Raw genomic sequence first — 20,556 nt, 5'->3', positions numbered from 1 at the left:
AGGGTAAACACCCCATTGGAGTTGTCCGATGACTTGGCTACAATGTCATCAGACAACGTACCACGGTGCCCGACACCGACAGGAGACAACCCCGATGTCCGCTTCTGCTTCCCGCTTCGACGAGCTGCTGGATTCCGCCAGCTCGAAGGTCAAGCGGCACGTCCTGCCGCTGTTCCTGATCATGTTCATCGCGAACTATATCGACCGTGTGAACGTCGGTTTCGCCAACGCCCACATGGAAGCCGATCTCGGTCTTTCGGCGGCGGCGTACGGTCTGGGCAGCGGGTTGTTCTTCGTCGGCTACGCGCTCTTCGAAGTGCCCTCGAACATGCTGATGCAAAAGTTCGGCGCGCGCGCCTGGCTCACTCGCATCATGGGCACGTGGGGCCTCGTTGCGGGCGCGATGGCGTTTGTGCAGAACGACACCTCGTTCTATGTGCTGCGTTTCCTGCTGGGTATCGCGGAAGCGGGCTTCTTTCCGGGCGTCGTCTATTACTTCGCGCAGTGGCTGCCGCAGAAGGAGCGCGGCAAGGCCGTGGCGATCTTCCTGGCGGGATCGGCGTTCGCCTCGGTGCTCTCGGGTCCGGTCACGGGCGCGTTGCTCTCGATTCGCGGCCTCGGTCTCGCGGGCTGGCAGTGGATGTTCCTGATCGAAGGCGCGTTTTCCATTGCGCTGTGCGCGGCAAGCTGGCTGCTGCTGAAGTCGCATATTCGCGACGCGCACTGGCTCAGCGGCGAAGAGAAAAGTGCGCTCGAAACCTATCTGGCACGCGAGCAGGCCGAACGCGAAGCCGCCACCGGCGCGCATGTGCCGGTCACGCGCCTGTTGCGCGACCCGCAGATCGTGCTGTTCTGCTTCCTCTACTTCGCGATCCAGTTGACGATCTACGCGGCCACCTTCTGGCTGCCCACCATCATCCGCAAGATGGGCGGCCTCACGGATTTCCAGGTGGGCCTCTACAACGCAATTCCGTGGATGATCGCCATCGTCGCGATGTACTGCTTCGCGTTGCTTTCCGCGAAATACCGTTTCCAGCAGGGATGGCTCGCGTTCACGCTGGTGATCGCGGCCTGCGGGCTGTTCGCCTCCACTTCGGCGAACCCGGTGTTCTCGTTCGTGGCGATCTGCTTTTCGGCGATCGGTTTCAAGGCGGCGTCTTCGTTGTTCTGGCCGCTGCCGCAGGGCTATCTCGATGCCCGCGTGGCGGCCGGCGTGATCGCGCTCATCAATTCGCTCGGCAATCTGGGTGGGTTCTTCGCGCCGGCCACATTTGGTTACCTTCAGCAGCACACCGGCTCGATCACGGGCGGTCTGTATGGCCTGGGCGTGACGTCGCTGATCGCCGCCGCCTTTGCGTTCCTCGCGCGCAACAAGCCGTCGCGGCGCCTGTTCAACGATGACGCCGAATCCGTCCATCGTGGCGCACACTGACGCTTTTCGCCCACGAACCGAGAGGGAACCACTCATGCAAGATCGTTACTTTGTCTACGTTTCGAACGCCAATGATGGCGAGATCGACGTGCTGCATCTGGACGCCGCCGCCGGCACGCTGACCCCGCACGCCCGCACGACCATTGCGCCGACCGTCATGCCGATGGCGCTCGCCCCCGACCATCGCCATCTTTACGCGGTCACGCGCGGCACCGACCTGCATCTGTACTGCTACGCGATCGACGCGCAGACCGGCGCACTGACTACGCTCGGCCGTGCGCCGCTCGATTCGAGCTTCGCCTACCTGGGCGCCGATCCGCTCGGCCGCTTTCTGCTCGGCGCGTCGTATGGCGAGCATCGCGTGTGTCTGTATCGCGTGAAGGACATCGAAAATGGCGTGGGCGCGCCGCTGCAAACCGTCGAAGGCATCCAGAACGCGCATGCCGTGATCGTTTCCGGCGATGGCCGTTTTGCCTACGCGACGTCGCTCGGCAGCAATCGTGTGTTTTGCTTCGCGCTGGAAGAAGCCGGGCGTTTGCGCGAGATCGGCGTGGTGGATCTCGGCCAGGGTTTCGGGCCGCGCCATCTGCGTTTGTCGCCCGATGAAAACACGCTCTACGTGCTGAGCGAATTCCGCGCGACCGTCGCGGCGTTCGCACGCGATCCGCAAACCGGCGAACTCGCCTTGCGCCATGTCTCGCCGCGCGCCGCCGATCTCGCGCATCTGAACGACGGCTTCGCGCGGCCCGGTTCCGCCGACCCGGTGCAGCCCGATCCCGCCGAACTCGCGAAGCTCGTCTGGGCCGCCGACCTGCACGTTTCGCCCGATGGCCGTTTCGTCTACGCATCGGAGCGCACCACGAGCCGGTTGCTGACCTACGCCGTGCAGCCCGATGGTTCGCTCGACTACGTAGGCTCGGTCGATACCGAAACGCAGCCGCGCGGTTTTCGCCTCGACCCGTCGGGCCGCTTTGCCGTGGCGTGCGGAGAAAAGTCGCCGCACGTGTCGCTCTATCGCGTCGATGCGCAGAGCGGGGCGCTCACGCTCGCCGCGCGCTGCGCGGGCGGGCACGGCGCGAACTGGGTCGAAATTGTCGCTCCAAGCCAGGCTTGAAGAGTTTTGATTGATTGACTGGCGCCGGTCTTACTCACGCGCCGCTTTTTAACAGGTAACGCTTTCATGACCACACAAACCGTCCAGCCGCATGCCAAGGCGAGCGCCACGCCCGTCGTGACCGAACTGCGCGTCGTGCCCGTCGCGGGCCGCGACAGCATGCTGATGAATCTCTCCGGCGCGCACGGCCCGTTCTTCACGCGCAACGTCGTGCTGCTGCGCGACAGCGCGGGCAAAACGGGTATCGGCGAAGTGCCGGGCGGCGAGGCGATCCGCAAGACGCTCGACGATGCGCGCGCGTTCGTGGTCGGTCAGTCGATCGGCAATCTCCAGGCCGTGCTCAACACGGTGCGCAAGCAGTTCGCGGACCGCGACTCGGGCGGCCGCGGCCTGCAGACCTTCGACCTGCGCACGACGATCCACGCCGTCACCGCGCTCGAAGCGGCGCTGCTCGATCTGCTCGGCCAGCATCTGGGCGTGCCCGTCGCCGCGCTGCTCGGTGAAGGGCAGCAGCGCAGCGAAGTGGAAATGCTGGGTTACCTGTTCTTTATCGGCGATCGCAACAAGACCGATCTGCCGTACGCGAGCGGCGCCGATGGCCGCGACGACTGGGATCGACTGCGCACCGAAGCGGCGATGACGCCCGAAGCCGTCGTGCGTCTGGCCGAAGCCGCGAAGGTGCGCTATGGCTTCAACGATTTCAAGCTCAAGGGCGGCGTGCTGGCGGGCGACGCGGAAATGGAAGCGGTCACGGCGCTGGCCGAGCGCTTTCCCGAAGCGCGCGTGACGCTCGATCCGAACGGCGCATGGTCGCTGGCGGAAGCGATCCGCCTGTGCCGCGACAAGCACGACGTGCTGGCCTACGCGGAAGATCCGTGCGGCGCGGAAAACGGTTACTCGGGCCGCGAAGTGATGGCCGAGTTCCGCCGTGCGACCGGCCTGCCCACGGCCACCAACATGATCGCCACCGACTGGCGTCAGATGGGCCACGCGATCCAGTTGCAATCGGTCGATATTCCGCTGGCGGACCCGCACTTCTGGACCATGCAGGGCTCGGTGCGCGTCGCGCAGATGTGCAACGACTGGGGCCTCACGTGGGGCTCGCACTCGAACAATCACTTCGATATTTCGCTGGCGATGTTCACGCATGTGGCTGCCGCCGCGCCCGGCAAGATCACCGCGATCGACACGCACTGGATCTGGCAGGACGGCCAGCGCCTCACGCGCGAGCCGCTGCAGATCGTCGGCGGCAAGGTGCAGGTGCCGCAGAAGCCGGGCCTTGGCATCGAGATCGACTTCGACGAGCTGGAGAAGGCGCATGCGCTTTACCAGCAGCACGGACTCGGCGCGCGCGACGACGCCGTCGCCATGCAGTACCTGATTCCCGACTGGAAATTCGACAACAAGCGTCCGTGCCTCGTGCGCTGAACTCCGCGCCCCGATCAAGCTCAATTTACCGATTCATCGACAGATTCAAAGGATCACCGCCATGACGACCCCGCAAGAACTCAAGCACATCATCTCCGAAGGCCTGCTCTCGTTCCCCGTCACCGACTTCGACGCGCAAGGCAACTTCCGCGCCGACACCTATGCCGAGCGTCTCGAATGGCTGGCCCCGTATGGCGCGAGCGCGCTGTTCGCGGCGGGCGGCACGGGCGAGTTCTTCTCGCTGACGAAGAGCGAGTACTCGCAGGTCATCAAGACCGCGACGGAGACCTGCAAGGGCAAGGTGCCGATTCTCGCGGGCGCGGGCGGCCCGACGCGCGTGGCCATCGAGTACGCACAGGAAGCGGAGCGTAACGGCGCGCAGGGCATCCTGCTGATGCCGCATTACCTCACGGAAGCGTCGCAGGAAGGCATCGCCGCGCACGCCGAAGAAGTCTGCAAGGCCGTGCCGAAGATGGGCGTGATCATCTACAACCGCGCCAATTCGAAGCTGAATGCCGACATGCTCGAACAGCTCGCGGACCGCTGCCCGAACCTGATCGGCTTCAAGGACGGCGTGGGCGAGATCGAGGCAATGGTGACGATCCGCCGCCGTCTGGGCGACCGTTTCTCGTACCTGGGCGGCCTACCCACGGCGGAAGTCTATGCGGCCGCGTATAAGGCGCTGGGCGTGCCGGTGTACTCGTCGGCAGTGTTCAACTTCATTCCGAAGACGGCGATGGACTTCTACCGTGCGATCGCGGCCGATGATCACGCAACGGTCGGCAAGCTGATCGACGACTTCTTCCTGCCGTATCTGAAGATCCGCAACCGCCGCGCCGGTTACGCGGTGAGCATCGTGAAGGCGGGCGCGAAGCTGGTGGGCCACGACGCGGGCCCGGTGCGCGCGCCGCTGACCGATCTGAACGAGGAAGAACTCGCGCAGCTCGACGTGCTGATCAAGAAGCTGGGCGCGCAGTAAGGGCGAGAGTTTGACAAGGCAACAGGTCCGCGAGCTTTGACGGCTCGCGGGCCTGTTGCGTTTGCGACGTGCGCGTTCGCGACGTGCTGATCGGTGAGGATGCGTGCGGGGTGTCAATGCCCGGCGGCGTCGCCGAACAGGTCGAAGTTGCTGGTCGCTGCGTTCGGGCTGTCCGCGGCGTCCGTGCGCTTGCGTCGCGTCCCTTTCGCGGCGCCTTTCGCCTGGCGCGGCTTGCCGAACAGGTCATCCGGCGTGAAGCCGAATTCGGCGATGGCGGCGCGGGCGGCTGCGAGCGCCTCTTGAGCGGCCTCGGCGCGCGCCGCTTCGATGCGCGCGTCGAGTGCGCGTTTTTTGGCGAGCAATTCGAGGTAGGTAGCCATCTGCGGTGGAGTCGGGTGAAGGGGAGTGCCGATTTTACGTCATGCGTCGTGCAACGTGCCACGATGGCACGCCGTGATGGAACGCGGGGCATAGGGTTTGCTACAGCCGACGGCTGTGCGCACTCTCCCGATATGCCTCCCATGAATTCGCAGATTTCATTTCGCCTGCTGCCGCGGCGGCGTCTCGTCGTCGCCGCCCTGTGTCCGCTTCTCATGATGTCCGGCTGTGCCTGGTTCGGCCCGCATATGTTGCGCACCGATCAGGTCGATTACGAACGCGCGCTCGGCGACGCCAAGAAACGCGAAATGCTCTCGACCATCGTGGGCCTGCGCTATGGCGATTCGCCTTCGTTCGTGGCCGTGAGCCAGATCATTGCGTCGTACACCTTCGAGGCCAACGCCGCCGCGCTCGCCGAGGGCGGCTCGCGCAACGCGGGCACCAGCTACGGCCAGGCGAGCGTAGGCGCCTCGTACTCGAATCACCCGACCTTCACCTTCGTGCCGACCACGGGCGACGCGCTCGCCACCGGCTATATCCACCCCTTGCCGACCGAACTGGTGCTGCCGCTCGCCGATAGCGGCGTGCCCATCGACCTGTTGCTGCGGCTTTCGGTGCAGTCGGTCGGCGGCCTGCAGAACGCCGCGCCGCTGGGCGGGCCGACCAGCGACGGCAGCCCGGTGTTCTTCGAACTGCTGCGCGCGCTGCGCCGCCTGCAACTGGCGGGGCAACTCACCGTCAGCTACAAGCAGGACGAACACGACAAGCAGGCCCACGTGACGATGAGCCTGGGCGCGGACGGTGCGCCGCCCGAATCCGCGGCCGATCTCGCCGAAGTGCGCCGCCTGCTGCATCTGTCGCCCGTGGTGCGCGAGTATCAGGTGGTCTATGGCCCGGCGTCGGGCGGAAACGGCCACACGATCAACATGGTGACGCGCTCGGTAATGGGCATCCTGAGCAATCTGGGCGCGCAGATCGCCGTGCCCGATGACGATGTCTCGCGCGGTGCGACCATGCCCACGGTGCATCTCGTGGGCGGCGAGACGCGGCCCACCATCGTCGTGCACGTGGGGAAGAAGGCGCCGCCCGATGCGTACGCCACCATCGATTATCACGGCGCGACTTACTGGATCGACAACGACGACTTCGATTCGAAATACGCGCTCACGGTGCTGCAAAACCTGATCGCGCTTTCGCAGGCCAACCAGGATCAGAAGGCGCCGATCCTGACCGTGCCCGCGGGCTAGCGTTAGAGGTACACGGCGAGCAGCGCTGTCACCAGTGCGGCGCAGCCTAGCAGTAGCGCCGCAAGCCAGAGCGAGGCGCGCCGTGGCGCACGCAGCGTGTCGGGCAGAGGCTTGGTGCCCGTCACCATCGGCCCGACGAGGTTGTGCCCTTTCACGAGCGCATAGACGGCGATCGCGCAGATATGCAGCACGACGGCCATGGCCAGCACGTCCCAGCCGTATGCGTGGATGGCCGAAATGGCATTGGCCACGGCGGCGGGGACGATTTCGGAGAGCGGGCCTTCATCGGCGATGTCGTTGTAGACGTAGAGGCCGCTGAGCGTTTCGACGAACAGCAGCGTGAGGAGCAGCAGCACCATCCAGCCGCCCGCCGCGTTATGGCCGACCTGCACGTCCGGCTCGCGGCGCGTGAGGTGGCGCAGATGCCGCCATGCCGAAGCGGGCGTCGCCATGAAACGCGAGAAGCGCGCCGTTTCGCTGCCGAAACACCCCCACAACAGGCGGAACAGCACGAGCGCGAGCAGGGTCTCGCCCGCCCGCACGTGCAACTGCATCCAGTTCATGCGCTGCGAAAGCCACGCCAGCACGACGAGGCACACGGCGAACCAGTGGAACAGCCGCGTGGGCAGGTCCCAGACCCGCACATCGCGCAGGTGGACGGCGTGGCGCGAGGTTGGGGCGCCCGGCTCGATCTCCATATGATTCCTCCTGGTGAGGGCTCGGGGCGTCCGGCGGCCTCGCCCGGCGTGGCGTCCGCGCGCGCTTTCGGCCATACTTTCGGCTGCCTTTCTCGTCCTGTGAATTCCGCGAATCCCGCGAACAGCAAAGCCGATGAACAAGAACCGACTCGAAGCGTTCAGCGATGGCGTGCTCGCCATCATCATCACCATCATGGTGCTGGAACTCAAGGTGCCGCACGGCGACGACCTCTCGGCGCTCGCGCCGTTATGGCCGACTTATCTGAGCTACGTGCTCAGTTTCCTTTACGTGGGCATCTACTGGAACAACCATCATCACATGCTGCACGCCGCGCGCAGCGTAAACGGCTCGGTGTTGTGGGCGAATCTGCATCTGTTGTTCTGGCTCTCGCTGCTGCCGTTCACCACGGGCTGGATGGGCGAGAACCACTTCGGGCGCTGGCCCACCATGCTGTACGGCTTCAACCTGCTGCTCTGCGCCATCGCGTACGTCCTGCTACAGGCAACGCTGGTGCGTTTTCACGGCCTGGAAAGCCCGCTGGCGCGCGCGCTGGGGCGCGACGTGAAGGGCAAGGCATCGGTGGTGGGTTATCTGCTGGGGATCGTGCTGGCGGCGCTGGACTGGCCGCATATCGGCGCGCTGTTCTTCGTCGCCGTCGCGCTGCTGTGGCTCGTGCCGGATCGCCGCATGGAGCGGCTCGTGACGGCCGCACAGGAACATTCGGAGGACTGAGCGGCACGCCCGAAGGCGTGCCGCTCCACAGCGTTAGCCTGCCAGATGCTTGCGCTGGGCCAGTTCCTTCGCCTTGGCGATATCGGCCTGGATCACGGGCAGCCCTTCGCTCGCAGCCTTCTTGAGGCCCGCGTCGCGGCCCGAGGCGATTTCAGCCTGGAACGCCGAGAGCGTCTTTTGCTGGCCGCCCAGCGCGACCTGCTCGATATAAGCCTTGTCGAAATCCGCGCCGCGCAGGTTCTTGATGCCGTCGATCACAGCGGTGTCGGGGTCGTTGCGCGGCACGTCCACGCCGCGCGGGCTGGCGGCGCGCATCGAATCGGACAGCTTCGAATAGTCGGCGACGAGTTGTTCCGCGAAGGCCTTCACTTCGCGGTCGGTCGAGCGCGAATCGGCGATGCGGGCGGCGTCGCGCTGGGTGGCGACGGTTTGCGTGCCGTCGGCGATGAAGCTCTTGTCGGCGGCGTGCAGTTCCGGCGCAGCGGCGGACGGCGCCGGCGCAGCGGTCTGGGCATGGGCGTTCAGCGAGAGTGCGAGCAGGCCGGCTGCGGAGACACTGGCGAGCGAGGCAAGCGAGAGGCGAGTCATAAGAGCTCCTTGTCTGCGTGACGTTGCACGCGTTTGGTATGAACCGGGTATCGACTTCCGATGCGGCGGTACGACCGTTCGGCGGTTCGCCGCGCAACGGTCTGACGAATTCTAGGAAGGCAGCGCGTGTACAGGTGCAACGATCACGTCGCTTCTGTAACGGTTGGTAAGAAGGGAGTGCGATACCCGCTGGCGGCCGGTATTTCATCGTGCTGTCATAGGCCGCACGCTTCGACATAAAACGTTGGGCCCGAGCGGTTGCAGAGGCATCGATCGAAAAATCGACCAGGCGTTCGACTGCATCGAAAAGGCCGCTACGCATCGCGTGGGCAATGGCACAATGGCCGCTTTCCCGACTTCGTGCGGCGCTGCGGGCGCGGCAGGATGAGCAGGACAACAGCGGCAGGACAACGGCAGCAGAATTCGATCTGGGTATGAAACCGAGCACACATCCAATGGCAGGCAAAGGAAGGCGTTTCGTCGAACGCATCTGGCGCCTGCGCATGGTCGGGCTCGCGTTGGGGTTCTTCTGCGTGGCCTCGGTGTTCGCCCAGCAAGGGCGCGGCGCCGTGCTGTGGTCGCTGCTGATCTTTCACGGCTTCATCTGGCCGCACGTGGCGCGCCGGGCCGCGCACGCCTGCGTCGTGCCGTATCGCGGCGAGCGTTTCAACCTGATGGTCGATTCGGCGCTGGGCGGCCTGTGGGTAGTCGCGATGCGCTTCAACCTGCTGCCGAGCGTGCTGCTCCTCGTGATGCTCAGCATGGACAACATCGCGGCGGGCGGCCTGAAGCTGTTCCTGCGCGGCGTGGCCGCGCATCTGCTGGGGCTGGCGGGCGGATTGCTCGTGCTCGGTTTCGTGGTCGAGCCGCAAACGCGCATGCCCACGATCGTCGCGTGCCTGCCGTTCCTGATCGTCTATCCGATTGCGCTGGGCTGGAGCACCTATCGCATTTCGAAGAAGCTCGCCGAGCAGACACGCACGCTGGAAGGCCTGAGCCGCACCGACGGCCTCACCGGTCTGCTCAACCGGCGTCACTGGGAAAACCTGCTCGTCGACGAATTCGAGCGTTGCCGCGCGACGCGTTACGCGTCGTCGCTTTTGCTCGTCGATCTCGATCACTTCAAGGACGTCAACGACACGCGTGGCCATCAGGCGGGCGATGCGGTGCTGTGCGCGTTCGCGGCGCTATTGCGCGATCATTTCCGCGTGAGCGACAGCATTGGCCGCTATGGCGGCGAGGAATTCGGCGTCGTGCTGCCGGGCGCGACGCTGGCCGAGGCGCGCACGGTCGCCGAGCGTTTCGCGGCGACGGTGCGGGAAAAGACCCGGGAAGAAGGCGGGCAATGCCCGTGCACGGTGAGCATCGGCGTCGCGCAATGCGACGAGTCGATGATGGATCACGCCGCCTGGCTCAAGCTGGCGGATGCCAATCTGTATCGCGCGAAAATGACGGGACGCGATCGCGTGGTGACGGCGTGACCGGGTGACGCGAGTGCGCTTGAAGCGCGCTCACGCACCATCAATCAGTTCAGCAAACTAACGCTGGAATTACGGCAGCGAAATCGTGAGATTGGCCGATTGCGGGCCGAGCTTCACGATATTCGTATAAGGCGCGAGCGTGCGCACCGTGCTGTCACGCAGCCAGGTGTTCAAGCCCGTCCACGCGAGAATGCCCACGAGCGCGAACACCGCGCCGATGCTCCAGAGCGGCACTTCGCGTTTCAGACGATGCACGACCTGATCGGGCAGCGGCCAGTTCGGGGCGAACGGTGCGCGCTTGCCCTTCATATGCGCGATTTCGTCGCCGATGCGTGCCGTGAGATAGGCGAGTTTCTCCGGTCCTTCCAGCATGTACTTGCCCTGGAAACCCAGCAGCAGGCACATATGAAAGACTTCGAGCGATTGCAGCCGCGCCGGGCCGCGCGCGCGGCACTCTTCCAGGTACTGGAAGAACTTCTCGCCCGCCAGTTGCTCGCCGAACAGCGCAAGCTGCAACGGCCGGCGTTCCCAGTCCGATCGGATCTTGAACTGCGAGGCCAGCACCGATTCGTCCACGGCCGCGCAAAACGCGAACTTCGCCGCATAAACGTCTTCAGCGGAGGCGTTGAGCTTTTTCGCGCCGCGCTCGAAATCGCCCAGGAACTGCTGTACGCGCGCGCTGAATTCGGCGGCTTCGCCGGGTTCGCGGCCGTTCTTCAACAGGAACAGCATGAAGAAGCCGTCGTAGAGCAGATCGAGCAGCGAGCGCACCTGATAGGCGGGATCGCTCGCGGGCATCGGTTGCGCAAGGGACGGCGGCGGGGCGTCGCCGAAGAGGGAAGGCGCGTTGCTCATGACGTCACCGCAATCAGTTCGAGTTTCAGATCGTTGATGCCCGAGGGCGTGTACACCATCGCCGATTGCGCCTGGATCATGCGTTCATACAGTGCGCTGCGCGTTTCCAGTGCGAAGTAGCACGCGCCCGGTCGCACCGGAATGGCCGGCGGCACTTGCGGCGTGTAGACGAGGCGCACGCCCGGCATGGCCGAGAGCACGAGTTTGTCCACGTCGTCGGGGGCGCCCACCTTGAAGCGGGCGGGCACGGCCTCGACCAGGTCGACGGCCTGCATGTCGGCGGACACGGCCAGATAGAAGGTGGTTTTGTCGTCGATCTTGCCGGAGTCGAGCCGGCCGATATGGAACGATGCCCGCACTTCTTCGAGCGCAATGGCGAAGTACTGCGTAGAGATCACCGTCTCCAGCAGGTCGCGCAGAATGGCGTCGAGCCGCGCGAAGCCCGGGCCCGGATCGTCGTGACGATAGGCGGGCAGATCGGCGAGCGTATGGTTCTTCGAGAACGTGAGCAACTGGCCCGCAAGACGCAGCAGTTCCTGATAAAGCCGCTCGGGATGCAACGCCGAATGCTGGTAAAGATGCGCGAGCGTCGCGAACGCGCCGCTGGCCGTATGCAGCAGCCAGAACGAGGCAATGTCGCCCGAGCGGAATTCGATGATGTTCTTGGTCGGCTCGCGATGGAAACCATAGAGCGCGTTGACCTTGGCCTGCAATGCATCGATCAGCCGGCGCAGACGCTGATGCAACAGCGGCGAGGCTTCGATCGCGAGGCTCGGCGGCACGAAGCTTTCGTCGGCCTCGAATCCCGAGGACGCCGTGCGACGAACTCGCATGACCGGCACGGACAGCAGTTGATCGCGCGGCTCGGTATGCGCGACGAGTTTCACGTTGTTCTTGAGGAACGTGACGTCGGCAAGCGCTGCGTCCGTATAGTGATCGGCCACGTTCGCCTGCTCGCTCACATAGCGCGCGACGAAACCCTCGTTGCGGTCGCTCGCGTAGTTCGAGCCGTTCTCTCGCACCTGATGCAGCGCGAGATAGAACGTGAATTCGCTGATACCTTCGGGCAGCGCGTCGAGCGCGACCGGCGGCGGCAGGTCGTCGGCCTGCGGCGCGGAGTAAAGCGTGCCGTCGGGAAAGACCAGCGACAGCTCGCTCAGACGCAGGATATTGCTGCCGAGCGAATCGTGATCGATACGGATCGAACGCACGCCCCAGTTATACGGCTGGATCGCCTGGATCGATTCGAAGAGCCGGGCTTCGTGATAGGCGTCCTGCCGCTGGAAGTGCTGAGGCCTGAGGAACAGGCCTTCCCCCCAAAGCACTTTCGAGGAATAGCTCATGTTGATTCAGCGTTATGCGTCGATCCGGTCTCGCCATACATCTGGGCGGACAGGATTGTAGGTTGAAGTGGTCCGGTTTTACTGCCGGTGCTGCCCTGAATCTGTATCTATCAGTATCTATTGCCGCGCGTCTATTGCCCGCGTTTCTGCCCCGATTTAATGATCGAAGAATGCGTCCATGGATTCAATAATTTAGCCGCAGGAGACCGACGAAAGCAGATTGAGCGGTTGCGCCGATTGTCCCGCATCGGCCGGAATTACCGTGCCGCTCGTCACCGTCATGGCGCAATTGTGGAGCCCAACCATTATGCCGGATTTCTCCGATTTCGCCGGGTCGAAAGCGAACTTCCAGCGCTGCATTGCGGGGTCTCTAAACAACGCGACGATACCGAATGCCTGCGCTTCACGCGAGACTTTTTCCGTGGCGTTATAGCGTTGCCCCGGGATCAGGGTAATTTCGCGCACGCTCAACAGGTCCGCACCCAGCGTGGTTTTTTCTTTCGCGGGATCCGTGAAGGTGTCGAAGGGCGCCTGCTGGAATGACGTGGGGTCCTTGAGCGAATAGAGGCGAACCACTAACGCGAGCGGCTTGTTGTCGGTCGCCGCATTGAGATTGCGCGCCGCGTACAGCGTGATGCCGAGGTCGCGCGGCGGCTTTTGCGCGTCCGGGACATCGGGCTTGCCGATACCCGCGAATTGCAGGGCGGCCGACGCCGCGCTGCCGATTGCGGGCACCGCCGCCGCACACCCGCCCAGCAGGGCGGCAGCGGCGCAAATGATGGCCGTGGTCGATGCGATTTGAATAATGCGCGCAGTCATTTTTATCGCGGGCATCAAGCCCGAACTCTCCAGCTTCGTTAAATACGCGAGGTCACGAGTAATGCGATGCGCATTACACAATCATTATCCTCGTGATCGATCTTTTAATAAAATGCGGGAAACTTTACTTCTCTTTATGCTGCTTCAATCAGGTGTTCCGGCAATAATTGCGTCATTGGCAGCGCGCGCCGTACTCAAGCGCTTCAACGCTTCCACTTAGTCGCCTTTTTTCTTACTTTGCCTTTTCAAACCCAGTTGAATTATCGAAAATTGGCCTGTACTATACCCGCGCGCTGGGGGATAAGTAAAACTCTGGCTTCTCTCCTTGAATTAAAAATCAAACGGCGGTGAAAGAACGATGAAAAAGCGGGTCTTTTCGATGCTCACGGGGGCTGTGATCGCTTGCGGCGTAATGGCAGGTTGCACCACTCCGGCAAACACTCTCTCCGCATCGCCTGACGCATTCAATAAGGCGCTCGCTGATGCAGATGCGCTGTCGAAGGCGGGTAATCAGGATCAGGCGATCGAGGCGTATCAAAAGCTCGCGTCCGCCGATCCGACGCGTGAGGAACCGTGGTCGCGCATCGCGCAGATTCAGTTCCAGCAGCAACATTATGGTCAGGCGATCGTGGCGGCGCAGGAAGCGCTCCAGCGCGACCAGACCGATCGTGGCGCGAAGAGCGTGCTCGCGGTGGCGGGTCTGCGCGTGGCCACGGAGTCGCTCGGCGAGTTGCGCCAGGATGCGTCGTTGCAGGGCGATGCGAAGTCGGATGCCCAGGCGCTCGCGAAGCAACTGCGCGATACGCTCGGCGAAGATTCGCTGTTCCCGCCCGAGCAGAAGGCACAAATCAAGAAGAAGCGCTACGTGAAGCGCGTGGCGAAAGCCGCACCGAAGGCTCAGGAAGCCGCGGATACAGCAGCGGCCACGCCTGCTGCAACGGCGCCCGCAGCCACGACGGCGCCCGCCAAGGCAGCCGGCAACGGCGCGGATCCGTTCGGCGCGCTGCGCAACTAGGCAGCAATCAAGCAGCAAAGCTGGTCCACACCGCTACGCAGTAACAGCCTATAAATAGGTCATCAGGGAAGCAGGGAGCTGACGATGGCAAAAAAAGAAAGCATCCAGAAGCGCTTGCAGAAAGTGCGGCCGCCGCGCGTGCAATTGACCTACGAGGTCGAGCGCGGCGACGCGATCGAAGTGAAAGAACTGCCGTTCGTCGTCGGGGTGATGGGCGATCTGGCCGGTCAATCGGAAGTCGAGCAGCCCAAGCTGCGTGACCGCAAGTTCGTCAATATCGATCGCGATAACTTCGACGACGTCATGAAAGGCATCGAGCCGCGCGCCGCGTTTCAGGTGGAAAACCGCCTGAGCCCGGAAGGCGGCAAGTTCGCCGTCGATCTGCGTTTCAAGTCGATGGCCGACTTCAGCCCCGACGAAGTCGTGGCCCAGGTGGAGCCGCTGCGCCGTCTGCTCGAAGCCCGCTCCAAGCTCGCGGACCTGCGTAACAAGCTCGCGGGCAACGACAAGCTCGAAGACCTGCTGAGCGAAGTGCTCTCCAATACGCAGCAATTGCAGGCGCTTGCGGGCGGCACGCGTACGGATGCGTCCGCTGCGCAGCCGGCTGATGACGAATCCAAGGGCGATTGAGGCGGGGCACGACATGAACCAGCAAACTGCGGCCGCGCAAGGCGCGGCGTTCGACGACACGCAAACCGAAGTCGCGTCCTCGCTGCTCGACGATATCGTCGAAAAGAGCAAGGTCGCGAAATCCGATTCGGAACATGCGCGCGCCAAGGACCTGATCGGCGAACTCGTGCATCAGGTGCTCGACGGCACGGTGATCGTGTCGAACAATCTTTCCGCGACCATCGACGCACGCGTGGCCGAGCTCGATCGTCTGATTTCGGATCAGTTGAGCGCCGTGATGCATGCGCCGGAATTCCAGCGTCTGGAAGGCACGTGGCGCGGGCTCGATTATCTGTGCAAGGAAAGCAATACCGGCCAGACCATCAAGATCAAGGCGCTGCATGCGCCCAAGCGCGACGTCGTGCGCGACTTCAAGAACGCGGTCGAATTCGACCAGAGCGCGCTCTTCAAGAAAGTCTATGAAGAAGAATTCGGCACGTTCGGCGGCGCGCCGTTCGGCACGCTGATTGGCGACTACGAAATCACGCGTCAGCCCGAAGACATGTATTTCATCGAGCAGATGTCGCATGTCGCGGCGGCTGCGCACGCGCCGTTCATCACCTCGGCTTCGCCCGAATTGATGGGCCTCGAATCGTTCGCCGATCTGGGCAAGCCGCGCGATCTGGGCAAGGTGTTCGACACGGTCGAATACGCAAAGTGGAAATCGTTCCGCGACTCCGAAGATTCGCGTTACGTCGGTCTCACTCTGCCGCGTTTTCTCGGCCGCCTGCCGTTCCATCCGAAAGACGGCCAGACGGCGGAAGGCTTTAACTTCGTCGAGGAAGTGGACGGCACCGACCACAGCAAGTATCTCTGGTGCAACGCGGCCTGGGCCTTCGCGGCGCGCCTCACGGCAGCGTTCGACGACTTCGGCTGGTGCGCGGCGATTCGCGGCGTGGAAGGCGGCGGTCTCGTGGAAGACCTGCCCACGCACACTTTCAAAACCGACGACGGCGAAATCGCGCTCAAGTGCCCGACTGAAATCGCCATCACCGACCGCCGCGAAAAGGAACTGAGCGACCTCGGTTTCATTCCGCTCGTGCATTGCAAGAACTCCGACTACGCGGCGTTCTTCGCCGCACAGTCGGTGCAGAAGGCCAAGAAATACAGCACCGATAGCGCCAATGCGAACGCCGTGCTTTCCGCGCAGTTGCAGTACATCTTCTCGGTTTCGCGCGTGGCGCATTACCTGAAGGCGATGATGCGCGACAAGATCGGCAGCTTTGCGTCGGCGCAGAACGTCGAAGTGTTCCTGAATCGCTGGATCTCGCAGTACGTGCTGCTGGACGACAACGCGACCCAGGAACAGAAAGCGCAGTTTCCGCTGCGTGAGGCGTCGATTCAGGTGGCGGAGATTCCGGGCCGTCCGGGCGCGTATCGCTCAGTGGCGTTCCTGCGCCCGCATTTCCAGCTCGACGAGCTGTCGATCTCGCTGCGTCTCGTGGCGGATCTGCCGAAACCGGCCAATTCTTAATAAAGCCGTCATCGTTGCAGCGAGGCGTTTTGTGACGTAGTGGCGTGATGTTTCGCGTCACTTCGCAGCGCCTTGAAGCTGCACAGACAGGCGGCGTGCGTCAACCGTCGTGACACACGCCGTCTGACGCATCCGGCGCGGGCCCCGACGGCATTCGGGCCTGGCGTTTGAGTTGCGGTCCATCCGGCGGGCAGTCATCGCGCCTGTCACCGCCGTACACACCACCTTTATGGGGAGCGATAGGTTATGAAGGACATCTACCTAAAATTCGGCAATCCTGCGATCAAGGGCGAATCGCAGGACAAGGATCACGCGAACTGGATCGAAATCGATTCGTGGAATCACTCGATTCTCCAGCCGCGTTCGGCTACGGCTTCGACGGCGGGCGGTCACACGTCCGAGCGTTGCGAGCACGCCGACATGCGCTTCACCAAAGATATCGACGTGGTCAGCCCGCTGCTGTATCAGCACGCTTCGGGCGGTACGACGTTCGACGAAGTCACCATCGACTTCATGCGCTCGGACGGTGAAGGCAACCGCATCAAGTACCTGGAAGTCAAGCTCAAGTACGTGATCATTTCGAGCATCACGCCGTCCGTGGTGGGCGAAGGCCTGCCGAGCGAAGAGTTCTCGCTCAAGTACGCTGCCGTGCAGTGGAAGTACACGCAGCAGAAGATCGGCGGCAACCAGGGCGGTAACGCCCAGGGTGCATGGAGCCTGACGAAGAACGACAAGACCTACGCGGTCTAAGGTCGTGAATGCCCGAACGCGGCGCCGCAAGCGCCGCGTTCGGGCTGTTGTCCTGAATGACGCCGTTATGGCGTCATAGCATTCGATGAAGCGATTCGAACCTAGTTTCTTCGACAAGTTGTTCGACGACGAACCGCATTCGCCGGCACCTGCCGCGATGCGGCAATTGTCGCTGGATGAACTGAAAGCGACCGTCGCGCGCGACCTGGAGTCGATTTTGAATACGCGCATCGCGTTTTCGGAAGAGATGCTCGCGCAATTGCCGGAATGCCGTAAATCGCTGCTCACGTATGGGCTGAGCGATTTCGCGGGGCTGAGTCTCGCGAGCCATTACGACCGGTCGTTTATCTGTCAATCGATCCGGCAGGCCATCGAGCGGCACGAGCCGCGCCTGCAACGGGTCAATGTCACGCTCGAATTGAATTCGCGCTCGACCAGCGTATTGAATTTCGCTATTCAGGCTTTATTGGTGGTTCACCCGGCCGAAGAGCCGGTAAACTTCGACGCATTGCTACAGCCTTCGACGCTGCAGTATTCGGTTTCGCGCGCACGCGCAAAGACATAAGCATGGCTGTGCCCGTGGCCGCGTGACGACGCGGTGTGAACGAGGCGCGGCGCAAGGGTGTTTCTGGGGGGCGGGGAATCGCGATGGAAGAGTTGTTGCCGTATTACGAGCGCGAATTGTCGTTCCTGCGACGCTATTCGCGTGAATTCGCCGAGCGCTACCCGAAGATCGCAGCCCGGCTCGCGATGACGGGCGAGCATTGCGAAGATCCGCACGTCGAGCGCATGATCGAATCGTTCGCGCTGCTCGGCGCGCGCATCAACAAGCGGCTCGACGACGATTACCCCGAATTCACCGAGGCGCTGCTCGAAGTCCTCTATCCACATTATCTGCGGCCCTTTCCCTCGTGTTCGATTGCGCAGCTCGGTACGTCGGCGGCGCTCGCCCATCTGACCGCGCCGGCTGCAATCGCACGCGGCACGGAATTGAAGTCGCGTCCCTTGCGCGGCGTGCAGTGTCGTTTTCGCACCGCTTACGACGTCACGCTCGCGCCCATTCGTGTGGCCGACGCGCGCTATATGCCCGTGGCAATGGCGCCGAGTTCGATCGTGCTGCCGGGCGACGCCACTGGCGTGATATCGATTACGTTCGAATCGACTTCGCCGCAACTCGATCTCGCCGCGCTGAAGCTGCCGCAATTGCGCACCTATCTGCATGGCGAGCAGTCGTTTATTGCGGCGCTTGGCGATTGTCTGTTCGTCAACGCGATTGGCGCGTGGGTGGAGCCAGAGCGCAGCGGGCGCTGGCAGGCGCTGCGCGAATTGCCGTTTGCCCAGGCGGGCTTCGGCGAAAACGAAGCGCTGATCGATTTCCCCGCGAGATCGCATCCCGCTTATCGCCTGCTCACGGAATACTTCGCGTTCCCGGCCAAATTCGATTTCGTCGATTTCGATCTGGCGGCCATGAGTGCCGCTGCGGGCCGCTGCCACCGCCTCACGCTGCATATCGTGCTCAAGGAAGTGCGCGGCGACTCGCACGAAGCGCGTCTGCTCGATACGCTCGCAGCCCATCATCTACGGCTCTTTTGCACGCCGGTCGTGAATCTCTTCAAGCAGCACGGCGAGCCGATCCGCCTCAATCATCAGGCGGTGGCCTATCCCGTGGTGGCCGAGGCGCGCCGTGCGTTCGCCTACGAGGTTTATTCGATCGATTCGGTGCATCTCGTGCAGCAACGTGCAAACGAGGAATCGGTCGTGGAATTCCGGCCGTTCTACTCGCTGCGCCACGGCGAAGCAGCGCGCGCAGGACATTACTGGTTCGCGCGCCGCGACGAATGGGTCGCACAAAATAGCCCCGGCTACGAGACCGAAATTTCGATCGTCGATATCAACTTCGATCCCGCAGCCGAGCAAACCGACACGTTGAGCCTGGAACTCACCTGTACGAACCGCGATCTGCCCGCGGGCCTTGCCGTCGGTCTCGAAGGCGGCGATCTGTTCATGGAAGGCGGTTCGCTCACGAGTCACATTTCGCTACTCGCGCGCCCAACACCGTGCGTGCGCTTCGAGCGCCGCCAGGCCGCGCACTGGCGCCTGATTTCGCACCTCTCGCTCAACCACGTCTCGCTCACGGCAGGCGGCGCGGGCACGCTCAAGGAAATGCTCGCGCTCTACGACATGCGTCGCTCGGCGGTGTCGTCGCGGCATATCGACGGCATCGTCAACGTGGAGCAGCGCTCCGCCGTGCAATGGCTGCCCGGCAAACCGTTCGCCACCTTTGTGCGTGGCGTGGAGATTCGCGTGACCGTCGATGAAGAGCACTTCGTCGGCACGAGCCTGGGCACTTTCGTGCGCGTGCTCGACGTGTTCTTCGGTCTCTACGTCCATATCAACAGCTTCATTCAACTGGTGGTGATTTCCGAACTCACCGGCGAGGAGATCCTGCGATGCAAGCCCCGCAGCGGCGAATCGATCCTGGTGTAATCGAGCGTCTGCTCGACGAGCCGCACCGCTTCGAGTTTTTCCAGGCGGTGCGCCTGCTCGAACGCTGGTTCGTCGACAAGACGCAGGACCGGCAGCGCGACGTGCTCGCGCAGCGCGTGTCGTTTCGCAATACGCTGTCGCTTGGCTTTCCGCCGAGCGAAATCGAGCAGGCCGTTTCCTATGACGATGCGGGCAAGCCGCTCGCGGAAAAGGACGCACGCGATACGGCGATCGACGAAGGGCGTCTGGGTCAGGTGTCGATCACGCCCGCGTTCTTCGGCTTGCTGGGCGGGCAGGGCGCGCTGCCGCTGCACTACACGGAGCAGTTGATCGCGCGCGAGCAGATCAAGCGCGACCGCGCTGCGCGCGAGTTCTTCGATGTCTTTTCCAATCGCGCGACGGCGCTTTTTTACAGCGCATGGAAGAAGTACCGCCTGCCGTTTCACTACGAGCTGGATCGCGACGAGCGTTATCTGCCTTTGCTGCTGTCGCTCGCGGGCGTTGCGAATCATGAATCGCGCGATGGCTTGCACGAGGGGCCCGGCGCATTGCTCGACGAAGCGATCGCGGGACATGCCGTGGCCGCGCGCCACCGGCCGGTTTCTGCGGCGTATCTACGGCAGACCTTGTCCGAATATTTCAACGTGCCCGTGCGCGTCGAGCAATTCATCGGCAAATGGTACGACGTGCCCCCCGATCAACTTTCTATGCTCGGCCAGCGCAACGTGGCGCTTGGCGCCACGGCGCTCGCAGGGCAGCGCGTATGGCAGCGCGATATGCGAGCGCGTCTGGTGATCGGGCCGCTTTCGAAGCAGGACTACGAAGCATTCCTGCCGGGCGGCGAACGCGCCGTCGCACTCGAACGCATGCTGACCTTGCTCGGGCGCGTGACGCTCGAATACGAGGTGCGGCTCGTGCTGCGCCGCGCGGAAGTCGGCGCGAGCCAGCTTGGCGGTGGCTCGCGACTCGGTTGGGACGCTTTCCTCTGCACTCACGAAGCCGACCGCGACCGCGCCGACGCGCATTACGAATTGCATGTCACCCATTGACGACTGAACCGAACTTC

The 20,556-nt window shown here is 63.3% G+C and carries 20 protein-coding genes; 14 read left to right on the top strand and 6 right to left on the bottom strand.

The window, feature by feature from the left end; translation table 11 throughout:
* Window positions 1-94: 94 nt before the first annotated feature.
* The 4 genes from U5782_RS01450 to kdgD all read left to right on the top strand — a co-directional run bounded on the left by U5782_RS01450 (window position 95) and on the right by kdgD (window position 4,953).
* A complete protein-coding gene (locus tag U5782_RS01450; RefSeq protein WP_322042087.1) occupies window positions 95-1,432 on the top strand; it encodes an MFS transporter in 1,338 nt (445 codons plus the stop codon).
* A 34-nt stretch (window positions 1,433-1,466) separates the two neighbouring features.
* Complete coding sequence (locus U5782_RS01445) at window positions 1,467-2,546, top strand: lactonase family protein (protein ID WP_322042086.1); 1,080 nt, start codon at window positions 1,467-1,469, stop codon at window positions 2,544-2,546.
* Between the two features lie 66 nt (window positions 2,547-2,612).
* Window positions 2,613-3,974 carry a glucarate dehydratase gene (gene gudD / locus U5782_RS01440; protein WP_322042085.1) on the top strand — a complete coding sequence of 454 codons (1,362 nt, stop codon included), beginning with the start codon at window positions 2,613-2,615 and terminating at the stop codon, window positions 3,972-3,974.
* Window positions 3,975-4,035: 61 nt separating this feature from the next.
* On the top strand, window positions 4,036-4,953 hold the full coding sequence (gene kdgD / locus U5782_RS01435) for a 5-dehydro-4-deoxyglucarate dehydratase (RefSeq protein ID WP_322042084.1): 918 nt from the start codon (window positions 4,036-4,038) through the stop codon (window positions 4,951-4,953).
* A 113-nt stretch (window positions 4,954-5,066) separates the two neighbouring features.
* On the opposite strand, the gene U5782_RS01430 is transcribed toward kdgD, so the two are convergent.
* Complete coding sequence (locus tag U5782_RS01430; RefSeq protein WP_322042083.1) at window positions 5,067-5,333, bottom strand: H-NS family nucleoid-associated regulatory protein; 267 nt, start codon at window positions 5,331-5,333, stop codon at window positions 5,067-5,069.
* 168 nt (window positions 5,334-5,501) lie between these two features.
* Here U5782_RS01430 and U5782_RS01425 point away from each other — a divergent pair, with 168 nt between their 5' ends.
* Complete coding sequence (locus U5782_RS01425; protein WP_415914238.1) at window positions 5,502-6,578, top strand: hypothetical protein; 1,077 nt, start codon at window positions 5,502-5,504, stop codon at window positions 6,576-6,578.
* Between the two features lie 2 nt (window positions 6,579-6,580).
* On the opposite strand, the gene U5782_RS01420 is transcribed toward U5782_RS01425, so the two are convergent.
* Complete coding sequence (locus tag U5782_RS01420; RefSeq protein WP_322042081.1) at window positions 6,581-7,276, bottom strand: cytochrome b/b6 domain-containing protein; 696 nt, start codon at window positions 7,274-7,276, stop codon at window positions 6,581-6,583.
* Window positions 7,277-7,409: 133 nt separating this feature from the next.
* Between U5782_RS01420 and U5782_RS01415 the strand changes: the two genes are divergently transcribed.
* On the top strand, window positions 7,410-8,009 hold the full coding sequence (locus tag U5782_RS01415) for a TMEM175 family protein (RefSeq protein WP_322042080.1): 600 nt from the start codon (window positions 7,410-7,412) through the stop codon (window positions 8,007-8,009).
* Between the two features lie 33 nt (window positions 8,010-8,042).
* Here the strand turns inward: U5782_RS01415 and U5782_RS01410 are convergent, their stop codons facing one another.
* Window positions 8,043-8,597 carry a DUF4142 domain-containing protein gene (locus U5782_RS01410; protein WP_322042079.1) on the bottom strand — a complete coding sequence of 185 codons (555 nt, stop codon included), beginning with the start codon at window positions 8,595-8,597 and terminating at the stop codon, window positions 8,043-8,045.
* A 455-nt stretch (window positions 8,598-9,052) separates the two neighbouring features.
* Here U5782_RS01410 and U5782_RS01405 point away from each other — a divergent pair, with 455 nt between their 5' ends.
* Window positions 9,053-10,078, top strand: coding sequence for a diguanylate cyclase (locus U5782_RS01405; RefSeq protein ID WP_322042078.1), 1,026 nt, complete (start codon window positions 9,053-9,055; stop codon window positions 10,076-10,078).
* Between the two features lie 69 nt (window positions 10,079-10,147).
* Here U5782_RS01405 and icmH read toward each other — a convergent pair whose 3' ends face one another.
* From icmH to tssJ, 3 genes are all read right to left on the bottom strand, one after another.
* Window positions 10,148-10,933 carry a type IVB secretion system protein IcmH/DotU gene (gene icmH / locus U5782_RS01400; RefSeq protein WP_322042077.1) on the bottom strand — a complete coding sequence of 262 codons (786 nt, stop codon included), beginning with the start codon at window positions 10,931-10,933 and terminating at the stop codon, window positions 10,148-10,150.
* Window positions 10,930-12,276, bottom strand: a complete 1,347-nt coding sequence (gene tssK / locus U5782_RS01395; RefSeq protein WP_322042076.1) for a type VI secretion system baseplate subunit TssK — start codon at window positions 12,274-12,276, stop codon at window positions 10,930-10,932. The genes icmH and tssK overlap by 4 nt, the downstream gene beginning before the upstream one ends.
* A 192-nt stretch (window positions 12,277-12,468) precedes the next feature.
* Window positions 12,469-13,095: a type VI secretion system lipoprotein TssJ gene (gene tssJ / locus U5782_RS01390; RefSeq protein WP_322042075.1), complete on the bottom strand. Its 627-nt coding sequence runs from the start codon at window positions 13,093-13,095 to the stop codon at window positions 12,469-12,471.
* A gap of 358 nt (window positions 13,096-13,453) precedes the next feature.
* Here tssJ and U5782_RS01385 point away from each other — a divergent pair, with 358 nt between their 5' ends.
* The 7 genes from U5782_RS01385 (at window position 13,454) to tssG (ending at window position 20,539) form a co-directional block, all read left to right on the top strand.
* Complete coding sequence (locus U5782_RS01385; RefSeq protein WP_322042074.1) at window positions 13,454-14,110, top strand: tetratricopeptide repeat protein; 657 nt, start codon at window positions 13,454-13,456, stop codon at window positions 14,108-14,110.
* An 84-nt stretch (window positions 14,111-14,194) separates the two neighbouring features.
* Window positions 14,195-14,740, top strand: a complete 546-nt coding sequence (gene tssB / locus U5782_RS01380) for a type VI secretion system contractile sheath small subunit (RefSeq protein WP_322042073.1) — start codon at window positions 14,195-14,197, stop codon at window positions 14,738-14,740.
* A gap of 13 nt (window positions 14,741-14,753) precedes the next feature.
* Complete coding sequence (gene tssC, locus U5782_RS01375; protein ID WP_322042072.1) at window positions 14,754-16,253, top strand: type VI secretion system contractile sheath large subunit; 1,500 nt, start codon at window positions 14,754-14,756, stop codon at window positions 16,251-16,253.
* A gap of 246 nt (window positions 16,254-16,499) precedes the next feature.
* On the top strand, window positions 16,500-17,003 hold the full coding sequence (locus U5782_RS01370) for an Hcp family type VI secretion system effector (RefSeq protein WP_027815282.1): 504 nt from the start codon (window positions 16,500-16,502) through the stop codon (window positions 17,001-17,003).
* An 85-nt stretch (window positions 17,004-17,088) separates the two neighbouring features.
* Window positions 17,089-17,568 carry a type VI secretion system baseplate subunit TssE gene (gene tssE, locus U5782_RS01365; protein ID WP_322042071.1) on the top strand — a complete coding sequence of 160 codons (480 nt, stop codon included), beginning with the start codon at window positions 17,089-17,091 and terminating at the stop codon, window positions 17,566-17,568.
* An 83-nt stretch (window positions 17,569-17,651) separates the two neighbouring features.
* Entirely contained in the window at window positions 17,652-19,490 is a 1,839-nt protein-coding gene (gene tssF / locus U5782_RS01360; RefSeq protein WP_322042070.1) for a type VI secretion system baseplate subunit TssF, read from the top strand.
* Window positions 19,454-20,539: a type VI secretion system baseplate subunit TssG gene (gene tssG / locus U5782_RS01355; RefSeq protein ID WP_322042069.1), complete on the top strand. Its 1,086-nt coding sequence runs from the start codon at window positions 19,454-19,456 to the stop codon at window positions 20,537-20,539. The genes tssF and tssG overlap by 37 nt, the downstream gene beginning before the upstream one ends.
* Window positions 20,540-20,556: the final 17 nt, after the last annotated feature.

Source organism: Paraburkholderia sp. J67, from assembly GCF_905220265.1.
Taxonomy (GTDB): domain Bacteria; phylum Pseudomonadota; class Gammaproteobacteria; order Burkholderiales; family Burkholderiaceae; genus Paraburkholderia.
This window is presented reverse-complemented; position numbering and strand designations above follow the sequence as displayed.